8 protein-coding genes, 1 tRNA gene and 3 rRNA genes are annotated in these 17373 nt (G+C 54.8%); 3 read left to right on the top strand and 9 right to left on the bottom strand.

Features of this window, described 5'->3' with window-relative positions:
* Nucleotides 1-94: 94 nt before the first annotated feature.
* On the bottom strand, nt 95-3778 hold the full coding sequence (gene metH, locus EGY08_RS13395) for a methionine synthase (RefSeq protein ID WP_004127713.1): 3684 nt from the start codon (nt 3776-3778) through the stop codon (nt 95-97).
* Nucleotides 3779-3973: 195 nt separating this feature from the next.
* On the opposite strand from metH, the gene iclR reads away from it, so the two are divergent.
* Together iclR and EGY08_RS13405 are read left to right on the top strand one after the other, a co-directional pair.
* Entirely contained in the window at nt 3974-4801 is an 828-nt protein-coding gene (gene iclR, locus EGY08_RS13400) for a glyoxylate bypass operon transcriptional repressor IclR (protein ID WP_004127712.1), read from the top strand.
* A gap of 9 nt (nt 4802-4810) precedes the next feature.
* Nucleotides 4811-5215: an ASCH domain-containing protein gene (locus EGY08_RS13405; protein ID WP_087829759.1), complete on the top strand. Its 405-nt coding sequence runs from the start codon at nt 4811-4813 to the stop codon at nt 5213-5215.
* A 13-nt stretch (nt 5216-5228) separates the two neighbouring features.
* On the opposite strand, the gene aceK is transcribed toward EGY08_RS13405, so the two are convergent.
* The 4 genes from aceK to metA all read right to left on the bottom strand — a co-directional run bounded on the left by aceK (nt 5229) and on the right by metA (nt 11151).
* Entirely contained in the window at nt 5229-6971 is a 1743-nt protein-coding gene (aceK, locus tag EGY08_RS13410) for a bifunctional isocitrate dehydrogenase kinase/phosphatase (protein WP_032742235.1), read from the bottom strand.
* Between the two features lie 53 nt (nt 6972-7024).
* Complete coding sequence (aceA, locus tag EGY08_RS13415) at nt 7025-8329, bottom strand: isocitrate lyase (protein WP_004127709.1); 1305 nt, start codon at nt 8327-8329, stop codon at nt 7025-7027.
* A gap of 31 nt (nt 8330-8360) precedes the next feature.
* A complete protein-coding gene (gene aceB / locus EGY08_RS13420; RefSeq protein ID WP_004127708.1) occupies nt 8361-9962 on the bottom strand; it encodes a malate synthase A in 1602 nt (533 codons plus the stop codon).
* Between the two features lie 259 nt (nt 9963-10221).
* Nucleotides 10222-11151: a homoserine O-acetyltransferase MetA gene (gene metA, locus EGY08_RS13425; protein ID WP_004109666.1), complete on the bottom strand. Its 930-nt coding sequence runs from the start codon at nt 11149-11151 to the stop codon at nt 10222-10224.
* Nucleotides 11152-11307: 156 nt separating this feature from the next.
* Between metA and EGY08_RS13430 the strand changes: the two genes are divergently transcribed.
* Nucleotides 11308-11745, top strand: a complete 438-nt coding sequence (locus EGY08_RS13430) for an acetyltransferase (protein ID WP_004127707.1) — start codon at nt 11308-11310, stop codon at nt 11743-11745.
* A gap of 99 nt (nt 11746-11844) precedes the next feature.
* Here EGY08_RS13430 and rrf read toward each other — a convergent pair.
* The 4 genes from rrf to EGY08_RS13450 form a co-directional block, all read right to left on the bottom strand.
* Nucleotides 11845-11960: ribosomal RNA gene (gene rrf / locus EGY08_RS13435) — 5S ribosomal RNA — on the bottom strand.
* Nucleotides 11961-12161: 201 nt separating this feature from the next.
* A 23S ribosomal RNA gene (locus EGY08_RS13440) occupies nt 12162-15067 on the bottom strand.
* 190 nt (nt 15068-15257) lie between these two features.
* Nucleotides 15258-15332, bottom strand: a tRNA-Glu gene (locus EGY08_RS13445).
* A gap of 87 nt (nt 15333-15419) precedes the next feature.
* Nucleotides 15420-16959 (bottom strand): 16S ribosomal RNA (locus EGY08_RS13450).
* The 16S, 23S and 5S rRNA genes sit together here with 1 tRNA gene alongside, the layout of an rRNA operon.
* Between the last annotated feature and the right edge of the window lie 414 nt (nt 16960-17373).

The raw sequence follows: 17373 nt of genomic DNA on the forward strand, positions 1-17373 counted from the left end.
AGTTCCCTTCAGTATAAGGGTTTACGCACAATAAAGAGACAGGGCGCTCATTGAGCGCCCTGTTAGTTGTAAGAAAAGATAACGGTTTGGTGGATCAGTCGGCATCGTAACCGAGGTTCGGCGCCAGCCAGCGCTCCACTTCCGCCACGCTCATTCCCTTACGCAACGCATAGTCTTCCACCTGGTCGCGCTGAATTTGCGCCACCGCGAAGTACTTGCTGTCAGGATGGCTGAAGTACCAGCCGGAAACCGACGCGCCGGGCCACATGGCAAAGGACTCCGTCAGCTTCATGCCGGTGTGCTTTTCCACCTCCAGCAGCTCCCAGATCGTCGCCTTTTCGGTGTGCTCCGGGCAGGCCGGATAGCCCGGCGCCGGGCGAATTCCCTGATAGTTCTCGCGGATCAGCTCTTCGTTACTGAGGTTCTCGTTCGCCGCATAGCCCCAATAGACCTTGCGCACCCGCTCATGCAGATATTCGGCAAAGGCTTCCGCCAGACGGTCGGCAATCGCCTTCACCATAATCTTGTTGTAATCATCGTGCTGCGCTTCGTAGGCGTCGGCCAGCGCGTCTTCCTCAAGGCCGCCCGTCACCGCAAAGGCGCCGATATAATCCGCTTTTCCTGACAGTTTCGGCGCGACAAAGTCCGCCAGGCAGTAGTTGGCAAAACCGACTTTCTCGGTCTGCTGGCGCAAATGATGCCCCACGGTCAGCACGTGCGTGCGGGTTTCATCGCGATAGATTTCGACGTCGTCGCCGACGCGGTTAGCCGGGAACAACCCCACCACGCCGCGCGGGTTCAGTGTCTTCCCGGCGCTGAGCTTATCCAGCAGCTCATTGGCGTCTTTGAACAGGCGCTGCGCCTCTTCGCCGACCACTTCATCTTCCAGAATGCGCGGATATTTCCCGGCCAGCGACCAGGTCATAAAGAACGGCGTCCAGTCGATATAGTTACGCAGGGTTTCGATACTGGCTTCCACTTCCTGTACGCCCAGACGATGGGCCACTGGCGGCGTATAGCTTTCCCAGTCAAAGGCCAGATCGTTATCGCGCGCGGCTTCCAGCGTGACCGGCGGGGTACGCGGCTTTTTACGTCCGTGCTGAATACGTACCGTTTCGTACTCTTTGCGGGTACGGGCGACAAAATCATCACGCTGGGTCGCGGACAGCAGCGCAGCGACCACGCCGACGGTGCGCGAGGCGTTCTGCACGTAAACCGTCGGGCCGCTGTAGTTCTGCTCGATTTTCACCGCCGTATGCGCTTTCGAGGTGGTGGCGCCGCCGATCAGCAGCGGAATAGTAAAGCCCTGACGCTCCATCTCCTTCGCCACGTTGACCATCTCATCCAGCGACGGCGTTATCAGCCCGGAGAGGCCAATCAGGTCGGCGTTAACCTCGCGGGCGGTTTTCAGGATTTTATCCGCAGGCACCATCACGCCAAGGTCGACAATTTCGTAGTTATTACACTGCAGCACCACGCCGACAATATTCTTGCCGATGTCGTGCACGTCGCCTTTCACGGTGGCGATGACCATCTTGCCGTTGCTGGAACCTTTCTCTTTGCTGGCTTCGATATAGGGTTCGAGATAGGCCACCGCCTGCTTCATGACGCGGGCGGATTTCACCACCTGCGGCAGGAACATTTTCCCTTCACCGAACAGGTCGCCGACCACGTTCATGCCGTCCATCAGCGGCCCTTCGATAACCTCAATCGGCCGCGCGGCCTGCTGGCGGGCTTCTTCGGTATCGAGCTCGATAAATTCGGTAATGCCTTTAACCAGCGAGTATTCGAGGCGTTTTTTGACGTCCCAGCTGCGCCACTCCGCCTGCTGAGCATTGGCGGTATCGTCGGTTTTGCTGCCGCGATATTTTTCCGCCAAATCGAGCAGGCGTTCGGTGCCGTCATCGCGGCGGTTCAGAATCACATCTTCAACCGCGTCGCGCAGCTCGGCGGGAAGGTCGTCGTAAATCGCCAGCTGGCCAGCGTTGACGATGCCCATATCCATGCCGTTGCGGATGGCGTAGTAGAGGAATACCGCGTGAATCGCCTCGCGCACCGGGTCGTTGCCACGAAAGGAGAACGACACGTTAGACACGCCGCCGGAAATGAGCGCGTGCGGCAGTTCGCGTTTGATATCTTCGCAGGCGCCGATAAAGTCCTGGGCGTAGTTGTTGTGCTCTTCAATCCCGGTCGCCACGGCGAAAATATTCGGGTCAAAGATGATATCTTCCGGCGGGAAGCCCACCTCTTCGGTGAGAATGTTGTACGCCCGGCGGCAAATTTCAATTTTCCGCTCGCGGGTATCGGCCTGGCCCACTTCATCAAAGGCCATCACCACGACGGCGGCCCCGTAGCGGCGCACCTTTTTCGCATGCTGGATAAACGGCTCAACGCCCTCTTTCATCGAGATGGAGTTAACGATACCTTTACCCTGAATACACTTCAGGCCTTTTTCGATAACTTCCCATTTGGAGGAGTCAATCATAATCGGCACGCGGGCGATATCCGGCTCACCGGCGATCAGGTTGAGGAAGCGCGTCATCGCCGCTTCGGCGTCGAGCATTCCCTCATCCATATTGATATCGATAATCTGCGCGCCGCTTTCGACTTGCTGGCGAGCCACATCCAGCGCTTCGTTATATTTCTCTTCTTTAATCAGGCGCTTGAATTTCGCTGAGCCGGTGACGTTGGTGCGTTCGCCGACGTTCACAAACAGGCTGTCATCGCCGATATTCAGCGGCTCAAGGCCGGAAAGACGGCAGGCGACGGGGATTTCCGGCAGCTGGCGCGGCGGCAGGCCGGCCACCGCGCGGCTCATGGCGGCGATATGTTCCGGCGTGGTGCCGCAGCAGCCGCCGACAATATTCAGGAATCCGGCTTCAGCCCATTCGCGAATTTGCGCCGCCATCGTGTCGGCGTCGAGGTCGTATTCGCCAAAGGCGTTTGGCAAACCGGCATTCGGGTGGGCGGTAACGTAGCATTCGGCGATACGCGACAGCTCCTGCACGTACTGGCGCAGCTCATCCGGCCCGAGTGCGCAGTTGAGGCCGAACGTCAGCGCATCGGCGTGGCGCAGCGAGTTATAGAAAGCTTCGGTGGTCTGGCCGGACAGCGTGCGCCCGGAGGCGTCGGTGATGGTGCCGGAGATCATAATCGGCAGATCGACCCCCAGCGCTTCGAACTCCTCTTTAACCGCAAAGATCGCCGCTTTAGCGTTGAGGGTATCGAACACCGTCTCAATCAGAATCAGATCCGCCCCGCCTTCAACCAGCGCTTTGGTGGATTCACGATAGGCTTCCACTAGCCCGTCAAAGGTGATGTTGCGGTAGGCCGGGTCGTTGACGTCGGGAGAAATAGACGCGGTGCGGTTAGTCGGGCCGAGGACCCCTGCGACGTAGCGCGGTTTTTCCGGCGTGCGGGCGGTCCAGGCATCGGCGCTGGCGCGGGCCAGTTTCGCCGCCGTAAAGTTGATCTCCGCCGACAGGGATTCCATCTGGTAATCCGCCATCGCGATGGTCGTCGAATTAAAGGTGTTGGTTTCAATGATATCCGCCCCGGCCTCGAAATAGGCATCGTGGATAGCGGTTATCACTTCCGGCTTGCTGAGAACCAGCAGGTCGTTGTTGCCCTTCAGGTCGCACGGCCAGTCGGCAAAGCGTGCGCCGCGAAAGTCCTGCTCACTCAGACGATAGCTCTGGATCATGGTGCCCATGCCCCCATCCAGAACCAAAATACGTGCTTTTAACTGCTGATGCAGTTGCTCAACTTTGCTGCTCACACTCGCTCCCGACAACGCTCAACCAGACCGAAAAACTCAACAGACCATACTGGCACAAACCGAAGGGGTGGAAAAGAGAACAGCGGGCAAGATGAGACATGTTCAGCTTCACTCATCCGATCAGTCGGGTAGTGATTGCATTATCGCCAAATAAAACGAAAATCATTTCCACGATACAGAAAAAAGGAGTCCGCGATGGCGACCCCCGCTCCCGCAAAACGCGGCAGAAAACCTGCCTCTCCCGCCGCCGCTCCGGCTGGCGGACAAGTTCAGTCCCTGACTCGCGGACTGAAACTGCTCGAATGGATTGCTGAATCCCACGGTAGCGTGGCGCTGACCGAACTGGCCCAGCAGGCCGGTTTGCCTAACTCCACGACGCACCGCCTGCTGACGACCATGCAGCAGTTGGGTTTTGTTCGTCAGGTCGGTGAGCTGGGACACTGGTCGGTAGGCGCGCATGCTTTCGTCGTCGGCAGCAGCTTCCTGCAAAGCCGTAACCTGTTGGCGATCGTCCATCCGATTTTGCGTCAGCTGATGGAAGACTCCGGCGAAACGGTTAACCTCGCGGTGCTTGACCAGGGCGACCACCAGGCGATTATTATCGATCAGGTGCAGTGTACCCAACTGATGCGTATGTCGGCGCCGATTGGCGGTAAGCTGCCGATGCACGCTTCCGGCGCCGGAAAGGCTTTTCTGTCGCAGCTAAGCGAAGAGCAGGTTACCGGCCTGCTGCACCGAAAAGGTCTGCACGCCTATACCCACGCCACTCTGGTGTCGCCGGTGCATCTGAAAGAAGATCTGGCCCAGACGCGTAAGCGTGGCTACTCGTTTGATGACGAGGAACACGCGCTTGGCCTGCGCTGCGTGGCGTCGTGCATTTATGATGAACATCGTGAGCCGTTCGCCGCTATCTCAATCTCCGGACCCATTTCCCGCATTACCGATGACCGCGTGACCGAGTTCGGCGCGATGGTGATCAAGGCGGCGAAAGAAGTCACGCTGGCCTACGGCGGAGTGCGCTAAATGAGCGATCTGAAATCCTACTGGCAGGATAAATACCCTTCAGCTTTTTGCTGGTCTTTCGGCGACTCCGCGGCGCTGGCCGACGAGCTGGCGGCACTGGTCGTCGCGGGGAAAAAGCGCGGTACCTGCGGCTCGCTTGTCAGCTATCAGCAGGAGCAGCCACCCGTGACGCCAGGGGCATATCACATTGTACTGGACGGCAAAGGGAAAGCCGTCTGCGTGATACGCACCCTGACGCTCAGGCTCATCCGTTTTAACGAAATGAGCCCGGAGCTCGCCGCGCTGGAAGGCGAAGGCGATTTGAGCCTCGCCTACTGGCAATCGGCGCATCAGGCCTTCTTTGAACGAGAGGGCACCTGGGCTCCGGATATGGAGCTGGTATACGAAGAATTTGCCGTTATCGAAGCGGCCTGAGCCAGGCCGCCTGTTACCCCGCCTGCTGCAGATTGCCGTAACGCACGCAAAAGCGCTGACGGCGGCGATAGGCGTAGACATCCTCCACGTGGCCGTTGCGGATGCGCGTTTGCAGCTCCCGCCAGTAGTCGGCGCGCAGCAGGTCCGAATGCATCTCTTCAAATAGCGGCCCGATGCGCGGATCGGCGCACAGCCAGTGGCGAAACTCTTCCGGGAAAACATCGCCCGGCGAGACGCTATACCAGGGCTCGCTGGCGAGTTCATCTTCCGGGTAGCGCGCCGGCGGGATCTCACGGAAGTTCACTTCCGTCATATAGCAAATTTCATCATAATCGTAGAACACCACCCGGCCGTGACGCGTGACGCCAAAGTTTTTAAATAGCATATCGCCGGGGAAAATATTGGCGGCGGCCAGCTGTCGAATGGCGTTCCCGTACTCCTCCACCGCATCGCGCAGCGCCTGACCGTCGACCTGCTCCAGCCAGATATTGAGCGGCACCATCCGCCGCTCGATATAAAGATGGCTGATGGCGATTCGATCGCCGAGATCGGTAATTTTCGCTCCGGCCTCGGTTTGCAGCAGGGTCATCAATTCGGGCGCAATTTGCCGTTTCTCCAGCACGAAGTTCTCAAACTCCTGGGTATCGGCCATCCGTCCCACGCGGTCGTGCTCTTTGACCAGCTGATAGCAGGCGCGCACGTGGGCGGCTGTCATCTCTTTCTGCGGCGCGAAGCGGTCCTTGATGATCTTAAATACCCGGTCAAACCCCGGCAAAGTAAACACCAGCATCACCATGCCGCGAATCCCCGGCGCTTCAATAAATTGCTCATCACTTTGGGAAATGTAGTGCAGGTATTCCCGATAGCTCTCGGTTTTCGCATGCTTCTGGCAGCCAATTGCCATATACAGTTCGGCGGTGGTTTTACCCGGGAGAATCTCACGCAGCCACTCAACCAGCGCGCCGGGCAGCGGCGCGTAAACCATAAAATAGGAGCGGGCGAAGCCAAAAACGATGCTGGCTTCGGCGTGCGTTGTCAGACAGGCATCGACAAACAGTTCACCTTCATCAGAACGATGGATAGGGAGAAGAAAAGGCAGCGTCGCTATTGGCGTGACGAGTTTACCCACCAGCCAGGCCGCCTTATTGCGATAAAACAGTTCGTTCGCCACCTGCAGATGTGAGCGGGAAAGTAGCTCGCTGCCAAGCGCTTCCTGCAGGCAAGCGGTGATATATCCGATATCGCGCGCGCTGTTTTGCCACGGCAGGCGGAGAGGAAGATCGGATAACACTTTGCGTAATAACGTGTCCCAGCCCCGGTTAGGGAAGAAATCTTTAGCCAGCGGCCGCGGGATGGAACGTAAGCGCCGCTCCGGCTGCGAGCTGAAAATAAAAAGCCGCTCGGGAGTCAGCGAGCGGTGGTCAAACAACCGGCAATAGACGGAATTAAAAAAGCTCTCCGCAATTTCGAAGCGAGGGTAATCCGGCAGCAGGCGGGTATAGTGCTCTTTCACCCGCAGCAAAAAATCGGTATCGGTATTTTTCCCATCAGTAATGCAGCGCAGCTGTTCGACGACCAGGCCGACATGGTGATCGTAAAGGTGAATACGCTGCTTCATCGCCTGCTGGACGGTATGCCAGTCAGCCTGTTCAAAGCGCTGCTGGGCGCCGGAAGTCACTTCAAGAAAACGACCATACTGGGCGTCAAAACCCTGCAAAATAGTTTGAGCAATCAATAGTTCCAGGCCACGCGTCATCGCTTCCCCCTCACCCATCCCTCTCCCCCGGAGAGAGGGAGAGGGGGAAATTATCAGAACTGATCTTCTTCTGTAGAGCCGGTTAACGCCGTGACTGACGAGGCTCCGCCCTGGATAATGGTGGTCACCTTATCGAAGTAGCCGGTGCCCACTTCCTGCTGATGAGAGACAAAGGTGTAGCCATCTTTAGCCGCCGCGAACTCCGGCTGCTGGACTTTCTCAACATAATGCTTCATGCCCTCGCCCTGGGCGTAAGCGTGCGCCAGATCAAACATGTTGAACCACATACTGTGGATACCCGCCAGGGTGATGAACTGATACTTGTAACCCATATCCGACAGCTGCTGCTGGAAGCTGGCGATGGTTTTATCATCCAGCTTTTTCTGCCAGTTAAACGACGGCGAGCAGTTGTAGGCCAGCAGTTTACCCGGATATTTCGCGTGAATCGCATCGGCAAAGCGCTTCGCCAGCTCAAGGTCCGGGGTGGAAGTTTCACACCACACCAGGTCGGCATAGGGCGCGTAGGCCAGCCCGCGGCTGATCGCCTGTTCGATACCGGCATGGGTGCGGAAGAAACCTTCGCTGGTACGGTCTCCGGTGATGAACTGACGATCGTAAGGATCGCAGTCTGAGGTAATTAAATCCGCCGCATCGGCGTCAGTACGGGCAATCACCAGGGTTGGCACGCCCATCACATCCGCCGCCAGGCGCGCGGCAACCAGTTTCTGAATCGCCTCTTGCGTGGGGACCAGCACTTTGCCGCCCATATGGCCGCACTTCTTCACCGATGCCAGCTGGTCTTCGAAGTGTACGGCCGCTGCACCGGCCTCAATCATCGATTTCATCAGCTCAAACGCATTAAGCACGCCGCCAAATCCCGCTTCCGCGTCGGCGACGATCGGCAGGAAATAATCGGTATAACGCGGATCGTTCGGCTCAATGCCCGCAGACCACTGGATCTGATCTGCACGGCGGAAGGTGTTGTTGATCCGATCGACAACCGCCGGTACCGAGTTTGCCGGATAGAGCGATTGATCCGGATACATGCTGGAGGCCAGGTTGGCATCCGCCGCGACCTGCCAGCCGGAAAGATAAATCGCTTCAATGCCCGCTTTCGCCTGCTGCAGCGCCTGCCCGCCGGTCAGCGCGCCCAGGCTGTTGACGTAGCCTTTTTTCGCTTCGCCGTGCAGGAGTCGCCACATCTTTGCCGCGCCCAGTTGCGCCAGCGTACACTCCGGGTTGACCGAGCCGCGTAGCTTCACCACGTCCTCGGCGCTGTATGGGCGGGTAATCCCTTCCCAGCGCGGTTTCGTCCACTCTTTGTTTAATTCTTCGATTTGTTGGGTACGAGTCTTCATGTGCAGATGCTCCATATTGTTGTGTGGTGAATTAGGCCAGAAGGCGATAGCCCGGCAGGGTTAAGAAATCGATCAGCTCGTCGGAGGTGGTGATCTGTTCCATCAGACGAGCGGCTTCATCAAAACGCCCGCTGCTGTAGCGGTGCTCGCCCAGTTCGTCCTGAATCACCCGCATCTCTTCGGCCAGCCACTGGCGGAACAGCGCTTTGGTAACAGGTGTGCCGTTACTGAGGGTTTTCTCATGATGGATCCACTGCCAAATCGAGGTACGGGAGATTTCGGCCGTTGCCGCATCTTCCATCAGGCCATAGATCGGTACGCAGCCGTTGCCGGAGATCCACGCTTCGATGTACTGCACCGCCACGCGAATATTGGCGCGCATGCCCTCTTCGGTCCGTTCGCCTTCACAGGGGGCCAGCAGTTGTTCAGCAGTAATCGGCGCGTCGTCTTCGCGGGTAACGGACAGCTGATTTTTGTTCTCGCCCAGTACGCCGTTAAAAACGGCCATCGCGGTATCAGCCAGCCCGGGATGCGCGATCCAGGTACCATCATGGCCGTTATTTGCCTCCAGCGATTTGTCTGCTTTTACCTTGTTCAGCACCTGGTTGTTTCGCTCGGCATCTTTGCTCGGAATAAAGGCCGCCATGCCGCCCATCGCAAACGCGCCGCGCTTGTGGCAGGTCCTAATCAGCAATCGCGAGTAGGCGCTGAGGAAAGGTTTGTCCATCGTCACCACCTGACGATCCGGCAAAACGCGGTCAGGGTGGTTCTTCAGCGTTTTGATATAGCTGAAGATGTAGTCCCAGCGCCCGCAGTTCAGGCCAACAATATGGTCGCGCAGGGCGTGCAGAATTTCGTCCATCTGGAATACGGCGGGCAGCGTTTCAATCAGCAACGTGGCTTTAACGGTGCCGCGCGGCAGCTCAAAACGGTCTTCCGTAAAGCTAAAGACTTCACTCCACCACGCCGCTTCCTGCCAGGCCTGAGTCTTCGGCAGATAGAAATAGGGCCCGCTACCTTTTTCCAGTAACGCTTTGTAGTTGTGGAAGAAATAGAGTGCGAAGTCGAACAGGCTGCCGGGAATGGCTTCACCGCGCCAGGTCACATGTTTTTCCGGCAGGTGCAGACCGCGAACGCGGCAGATCAGTAGCGCCGGGTTCGGCTTGAGCTGATAAATCTTGCCGGCTTCATTGGTGTAGCTGATGGTGCCGTTAACCGCATCACGCAGGTTAATTTGCCCATCAATGACTTTGTTCCATTCGGGCGCCAGCGAGTCTTCGAAATCCGCCATAAAGACTTTCACATTCGCATTGAGCGCATTGATCACCATCTTGCGCTCAACCGGTCCGGTGATTTCCACCCGCCGATCCTGCAAATCCTCCGGAATACCGCGGATCTTCCATTCACTATTACGAATGGAAGCAGTTTCCGAAATAAAGTCAGGAAGCTTTCCGTCGTCAATTGCCTGCTGCTGCTGGATACGCGCCGCCAGGAGTTTGTTGCGTTCTGGCGTAAAGCGGCTCACCAGCTCGGTCAGAAACTCCACTGCCTCAGGCGTTAAGATTTGCTTCTCCTGGTCGCCATATGGCTGGCTAAAAGCCAGTTCGTCAGTAATTGTCGCCTGCTGCGTCATGTGCTGCTCCTCTTGGTTGATCCAGTTGGCGCGAACGTAAGATCGTTGTGTAGTTTTCGTTCAGCACAATTAAGACTACGCATTTATTTTTCAAAATCAAAAACAATTTCCATTTTTAATTTAATTCTTAATTAACCTATTGATAACAATATAAATAAAGTTTAATTACAATATGAGCCGCGTTTCGGAAATAAAAAAGGCACCCGAAGGTGCCAGAGGCAAAATGCTGAAACGCTTTAGGATCGCGTTGTGTAGGACATTAATCCAGAGTCGGATTCATATGGCGTAGATCGTATGGTGTAATCTGGTAGACGTAATAATTCAGCCAGTTGATAAACAGCAGATTGCCATGACTTCGCCAGGTGGCACGCGGTTTGTTCTGCGGATCGTTTTGCGGGAAATAATTGTGCGGAACCTGTGGATCGAGGCCCGCTTCTACATCGCGGAAAAATTCGCTGGCCAGAGTATTGGCGTCATATTCCGGGTGACCGGTCACGAAGGCGATGCGCTTATCTTTGCTGGCGAACAGGTAGGCGTCCCCTTCTTCCGTCTCCGCCAGAATCTCAAGATCGGTATAGTCGCGAATCAGCGCCGCCGGGAAATCGGCATAGCGCGAGTGCGGGGCCAAAAAGCTATCGTCAAAGCCGCGGGTTAATAAGGCATGAGGTTGCAGGATATGGTGTTCATATACGCCGGAAATCTTTTCAGAGCGGGTCTGTTTAGGAATACCGTAGAGAATATTAAGGGCAGCCTGTACCGCCCAACAGACAAACAGCGTGGAGGTGACATGATCTTTTGCCCACTCCAGTACCTGCTTGATCTGCGGCCAATAGGCAACGTCATTAAACTCAACCAGCCCTAAAGGCGCGCCGGTCACAATCAGGCCATCAAAGTTCTGATCGCAAATATCTTCAAAGTTGCAGTAAAAGTTGTTCAGGTGTTCCGCCGGGGTATTACGCGATTCGCGGGCATCGATGCGCAGCAGCTGGATATCAAGCTGTAGGGGAGAGTTGGAAAGTAGTCGCAGAAACTGATTCTCAGTCTCGATTTTCTTCGGCATCAGATTAAGGATGAGCACCTTCAGCGGGCGGATTTCCTGAGTCGTCGCGCGAGTAGTCGTCATCACAAAGACGTTTTCATTACGCAAGAAATTGACGGCCGGTAGCTCGTCCTGCACCCGAATTGGCATAACTTTATTACCTCATAGCATACGTATAAACGTTTAGACATCCAGACAGCTGAAGATACCCAGGAATAAGGTGAATGTCGAGCCTGCAGGTGCAGGGTGAGAAAATTTCACGGAGATTTTTACGTTAGAATATAAGAACAAATAAAAGGAGCAATTATGGTTATTAGTATCCGCCGTTCACGGCATGATGAAGGGGAAAAACTGGTTGCGATCTGGCGTCGCTCGGTTGATGCCACTCACGATTTCCTGTCAAAAGAGTATAGAGTGGAACTCGAAACGCTGGTGAGTTCATTTCTACCCGAAGCGCCGCTGTGGGTGGCGGTAACGGAGAAAGATGAGCCTATCGCCTTTATGCTTCTTACGGGTGAACATATGGATGCGCTATTCGTTGATCCTATGGTCCGCGGCTGCGGCGTCGGTAAGTTACTGATTGAACACGCGCTAACGCTGGCGCCAAAGTTGACGACCAACGTTAATGAGCAGAATGAGCAAGCGGTCGGATTTTATCAGAAGATGGGCTTTAAGGTGACGGGGCGTTCAGAGACGGACGATCTCGGTAAACCTTACCCGTTATTGAATCTGGTACACGAATAAGATACGGAGCCGGATAAGAATAAACTTCTATCCGGTAGTTCTCAGGCCATAAAAACGCAAAAAGCCCATCCGTCAGGATGGGCTCTTCACCTGTTTGATGCCTGGCAGTTCCCTACTCTCACATGGGGAGACCCCACACTACCATCGGCGCTACGGCGTTTCACTTCTGAGTTCGGCATGGGGTCAGGTGGGACCACCGCGCTATCGCCGCCAGGCAAATTCTGTTGTCAGAAACGAATCTTTTACACCGATGCTGCGTTGGCTGCATTCGTAAAGTCAGTCACATACCTCAGTATGCTCCTTCCTTTACTTCATTTGCCGCCTTGCCTCAGCGTAAAATCTTTCGTTCCCGAAAATCTGTAATCAATGCTGAAATTGTTGTCTTCTCAAATCCGCCAAAACATCTTCGGCGTTGTAAGGTTAAGCCTCACGGTTCATTAGTACCGGTTAGCTCAACGCATCGCTGCGCTTACACACCCGGCCTATCAACGTCGTCGTCTTCAACGTTCCTTCAGGACTCTCAAGGAGTCAGGGAGAACTCATCTCGGGGCAAGTTTCGTACTTAGATGCTTTCAGCACTTATCTCTTCCGCATTTAGCTACCGGGCAATGCCATTGGCATGACAACCCGAACACCAGTGATGCGTCCACTCCGGTCCTCTCGTACTAGGAGCAGCCCCCCTCAATTCTCCAGCGCCCACGGCAGATAGGGACCGAACTGTCTCACGACGTTCTAAACCCAGCTCGCGTACCACTTTAAATGGCGAACAGCCATACCCTTGGGACCTACTTCAGCCCCAGGATGTGATGAGCCGACATCGAGGTGCCAAACACCGCCGTCGATATGAACTCTTGGGCGGTATCAGCCTGTTATCCCCGGAGTACCTTTTATCCGTTGAGCGATGGCCCTTCCATTCAGAACCACCGGATCACTATGACCTGCTTTCGCACCTGCTCGCGCCGTCACGCTCGCAGTCAAGCCAGCTTATGCCATTGCACTAACCTCCTGATGTCCGACCAGGATTAGCTGACCTTCGTGCTCCTCCGTTACTCTTTAGGAGGAGACCGCCCCAGTCAAACTACCCACCAGACACTGTCCGCAACCCGGATTACGGGCCCACGTTAGAACACCAGCCATTAAAGGGTGGTATTTCAAGGATGGCTCCACGCAGACTGGCGTCCACGCTTCAAAGCCTCCCACCTATCCTACACATCAAGGACCAGTGTTCAGTGTCAAGCTATAGTAAAGGTTCACGGGGTCTTTCCGTCTTGCCGCGGGTACACTGCATCTTCACAGCGAGTTCAATTTCACTGAGTCTCGGGTGGAGACAGCCTGGCCATCATTACGCCATTCGTGCAGGTCGGAACTTACCCGACAAGGAATTTCGCTACCTTAGGACCGTTATAGTTACGGCCGCCGTTTACCGGGGCTTCGATCAAGAGCTTCTCCTTACGGATAACCCCATCAATTAACCTTCCGGCACCGGGCAGGCGTCACACCGTATACGTCCACTTTCGTGTTTGCACAGTGCTGTGTTTTTAATAAACAGTTGCAGCCAGCTGGTATCTTCGACTGATTTCAGCTCCATGAGTAAATCACTTCACCTACATATCAGCGTGCCTTCTCCCGAAGTTACGGCACCATTTTGCCTAGTTCCTTCACCCGAGTTCTCTCAAGCGCCTTGGTATTCTCTACCTGACCACCTGTGTCGGTTTGGGGTACGATTTGATGTTACCTGATGCTTAGAGGCTTTTCCTGGAAGCAGGGCATTTGTCACTTCAGCACCGTAGTGCCTCGTCATCACGCCTCAGTGTTAAAGTGAACCGGATTTACCTGGAACACACACCTACACGCTTAAACCGGGACAACCGTCGCCCGGCCAACATAGCCTTCTCCGTCCCCCCTTCGCAGTAACACCAAGTACAGGAATATTAACCTGTTTCCCATCGACTACGCCTTTCGGCCTCGCCTTAGGGGTCGACTCACCCTGCCCCGATTAACGTTGGACAGGAACCCTTGGTCTTCCGGCGTGCGGGTTTTTCACCCGCATTATCGTTACTTATGTCAGCATTCGCACTTCTGATACCTCCAGCAACCCTCACAGGCCACCTTCAACGGCTTACAGAACGCTCCCCTACCCAACAACACATAGTGTCGCTGCCGCAGCTTCGGTGCATGGTTTAGCCCCGTTACATCTTCCGCGCAGGCCGACTCGACCAGTGAGCTATTACGCTTTCTTTAAATGATGGCTGCTTCTAAGCCAACATCCTGGCTGTCTGGGCCTTCCCACATCGTTTCCCACTTAACCATGACTTTGGGACCTTAGCTGGCGGTCTGGGTTGTTTCCCTCTTCACGACGGACGTTAGCACCCGCCGTGTGTCTCCCGTGATAACATTCTTCGGTATTCGTAGTTTGCATCGGGTTGGTAAGTCGGGATGACCCCCTAGCCGAAACAGTGCTCTACCCCCGAAGATGAGTTCACGAGGCGCTACCTAAATAGCTTTCGGGGAGAACCAGCTATCTCCCGGTTTGATTGGCCTTTCACCCCCAGCCACAAGTCATCCGCTAATTTTTCAACATTAGTCGGTTCGGTCCTCCAGTTAGTGTTACCCAACCTTCAACCTGCCCATGGCTAGATCACCGGGTTTCGGGTCTATACCCTGCAACTTAACGCCCAGTTAAGACTCGGTTTCCCTGCGGCTCCCCTATACGGTTAACCTTGCTACAGAATATAAGTCGCTGACCCATTATACAAAAGGTACGCAGTCACCCAACAAGTGGGCTCCTACTGCTTGTACGTACACGGTTTCAGGTTCTTTTTCACTCCCCTCGCCGGGGTTCTTTTCGCCTTTCCCTCACGGTACTGGTTCACTATCGGTCAGTCAGGAGTATTTAGCCTTGGAGGATGGTCCCCCCATATTCAGACAGGATACCACGTGTCCCGCCCTACTCTTCGAGTTCACAGCCTGTGTGTTTTAGTGTACGGGAGTATCACCCTGTACCCTGCGACTTTCCAGACGCTTCCACTAACACACAAGCTGATTCAGACTCCGGGCTGCTCCCCGTTCGCTCGCCGCTACTGGGGGAATCTCGGTTGATTTCTTTTCCTCGGGGTACTTAGATGTTTCAGTTCCCCCGGTTCGCCTCGTTTGACTATGTATTCATCAAACGATAGTGCAACGAATTGCACTGGGTTTCCCCATTCGGACATCGCCGGCTGTAACGGTTCATATCACCTTACCGACGCTTTTCGCAGATTAGCACGTCCTTCATCGCCTCTGACTGCCAGGGCATCCACCGTGTACGCTTAGTCGCTTAACCTCACAACCCGAAGATGTTTCGTAAAACATCGTCGTGTCGCGAAAATTTGAGAGACTCGAACACACATAACATGTGTGTCGTTTCAATTTTCAGCTTGATCCAGATTTTTAAAGAGCAAATATCTCAAACGTCACCCGAAGATGAGTTTTGAGATATCGGTTGGTTGTGCCTTTCACTCACAGCCAGCAAGTGGCGTCCCCTAGGGGATTCGAACCCCTGTTGCCGCCGTGAAAGGGCGGAGTCCTAACCGCTAGACGAAGGGGACACGAGGTGTCACGACTTCGCAGCCGTCTTGCTTCTTTACATCTATCAGACAATCTGTGTGAGCACTACAAAGGCAGGTTCTTTAAGGTAAGGAGGTGATCCAACCGCAGGTTCCCCTACGGTTACCTTGTTACGACTTCACCCCAGTCATGAATCACAAAGTGGTAAGCGCCCTCCCGAAGGTTAAGCTACCTACTTCTTTTGCAACCCACTCCCATGGTGTGACGGGCGGTGTGTACAAGGCCCGGGAACGTATTCACCGTGGCATTCTGATCCACGATTACTAGCGATTCCGACTTCATGGAGTCGAGTTGCAGACTCCAATCCGGACTACGACATACTTTATGAGGTCCGCTTGCTCTCGCGAGGTCGCTTCTCTTTGTATATGCCATTGTAGCACGTGTGTAGCCCTACTCGTAAGGGCCATGATGACTTGACGTCATCCCCACCTTCCTCCAGTTTATCACTGGCAGTCTCCTTTGAGTTCCCGACCGAATCGCTGGCAACAAAGGATAAGGGTTGCGCTCGTTGCGGGACTTAACCCAACATTTCACAACACGAGCTGACGACAGCCATGCAGCACCTGTCTCAGAGTTCCCGAAGGCACCAAAGCATCTCTGCTAAGTTCTCTGGATGTCAAGAGTAGGTAAGGTTCTTCGCGTTGCATCGAATTAAACCACATGCTCCACCGCTTGTGCGGGCCCCCGTCAATTCATTTGAGTTTTAACCTTGCGGCCGTACTCCCCAGGCGGTCGACTTAACGCGTTAGCTCCGGAAGCCACTCCTCAAGGGAACAACCTCCAAGTCGACATCGTTTACAGCGTGGACTACCAGGGTATCTAATCCTGTTTGCTCCCCACGCTTTCGCACCTGAGCGTCAGTCTTTGTCCAGGGGGCCGCCTTCGCCACCGGTATTCCTCCAGATCTCTACGCATTTCACCGCTACACCTGGAATTCTACCCCCCTCTACAAGACTCCAGCCTGCCAGTTTCGAATGCAGTTCCCAGGTTGAGCCCGGGGATTTCACATCCGACTTGACAGACCGCCTGCGTGCGCTTTACGCCCAGTAATTCCGATTAACGCTTGCACCCTCCGTATTACCGCGGCTGCTGGCACGGAGTTAGCCGGTGCTTCTTCTGCGGGTAACGTCAATCGACAAGGTTATTAACCTTATCGCCTTCCTCCCCGCTGAAAGTACTTTACAACCCGAAGGCCTTCTTCATACACGCGGCATGGCTGCATCAGGCTTGCGCCCATTGTGCAATATTCCCCACTGCTGCCTCCCGTAGGAGTCTGGACCGTGTCTCAGTTCCAGTGTGGCTGGTCATCCTCTCAGACCAGCTAGGGATCGTCGCCTAGGTGAGCCGTTACCCCACCTACTAGCTAATCCCATCTGGGCACATCTGATGGCAAGAGGCCCGAAGGTCCCCCTCTTTGGTCTTGCGACGTTATGCGGTATTAGCTACCGTTTCCAGTAGTTATCCCCCTCCATCAGGCAGTTTCCCAGACATTACTCACCCGTCCGCCACTCGTCACCCGAGAGCAAGCTCTCTGTGCTACCGTTCGACTTGCATGTGTTAGGCCTGCCGCCAGCGTTCAATCTGAGCCATGATCAAACTCTTCAATTTAAGTTTGATGCTCGTGAATTAAACTTCGTAATGAATTACGTGTTCACTCAGAGACTTGGTATTCATTTTTCGTCTTGCGACGTTAAGAATCCATGTCACTTTGAGTGCCCACACAGATTGTCTGATAAATTGTTAAAGAGCAGTGCAACGCGGCTTTCGCTCACCGTTGCGAGGTGGCGTATATTACGCTTTCCTCTTTCAGAGTCAACCCGTTATTTCAGGATTTTTTCTCTTCAACCGACCGGGCTGTTTGTGAAGTGATTCACATCTGCCGTGTCGATGGAGGCGCATTATAGGGAGTTCCCGAGCATCCGCAATAGATAAATTGCAGAAAAATGACTGACTGCTGCATTCCCCAGCAAAACCCCGCTTTATACCCTGTTACACACAGAATTATCCACAGATGATGAAAGA

Source organism: Klebsiella sp. FDAARGOS_511, from assembly GCF_003812845.1.
Taxonomy (GTDB): domain Bacteria; phylum Pseudomonadota; class Gammaproteobacteria; order Enterobacterales; family Enterobacteriaceae; genus Klebsiella; species Klebsiella grimontii.

What these genes read in the sequence shown, in the direction of transcription:
- iclR (WP_004127712.1), top strand. Translation starts at nt 3,974, where the DNA reads ATGGCGACCCCCGCTCCCGCAAAACGCGGCAGAAAACCTGCCTCTCCC.
- aceK (WP_032742235.1), bottom strand. Translation starts at nt 6,971, where the DNA reads ATGACGCGTGGCCTGGAACTATTGATTGCTCAAACTATTTTGCAGGGT.
- aceA (WP_004127709.1), bottom strand. Translation starts at nt 8,329, where the DNA reads ATGAAGACTCGTACCCAACAAATCGAAGAATTAAACAAAGAGTGGACG.
- aceB (WP_004127708.1), bottom strand. Translation starts at nt 9,962, where the DNA reads ATGACGCAGCAGGCGACAATTACTGACGAACTGGCTTTTAGCCAGCCA.
- metA (WP_004109666.1), bottom strand. Translation starts at nt 11,151, where the DNA reads ATGCCAATTCGGGTGCAGGACGAGCTACCGGCCGTCAATTTCTTGCGT.
- EGY08_RS13430 (WP_004127707.1), top strand. Translation starts at nt 11,308, where the DNA reads ATGGTTATTAGTATCCGCCGTTCACGGCATGATGAAGGGGAAAAACTG.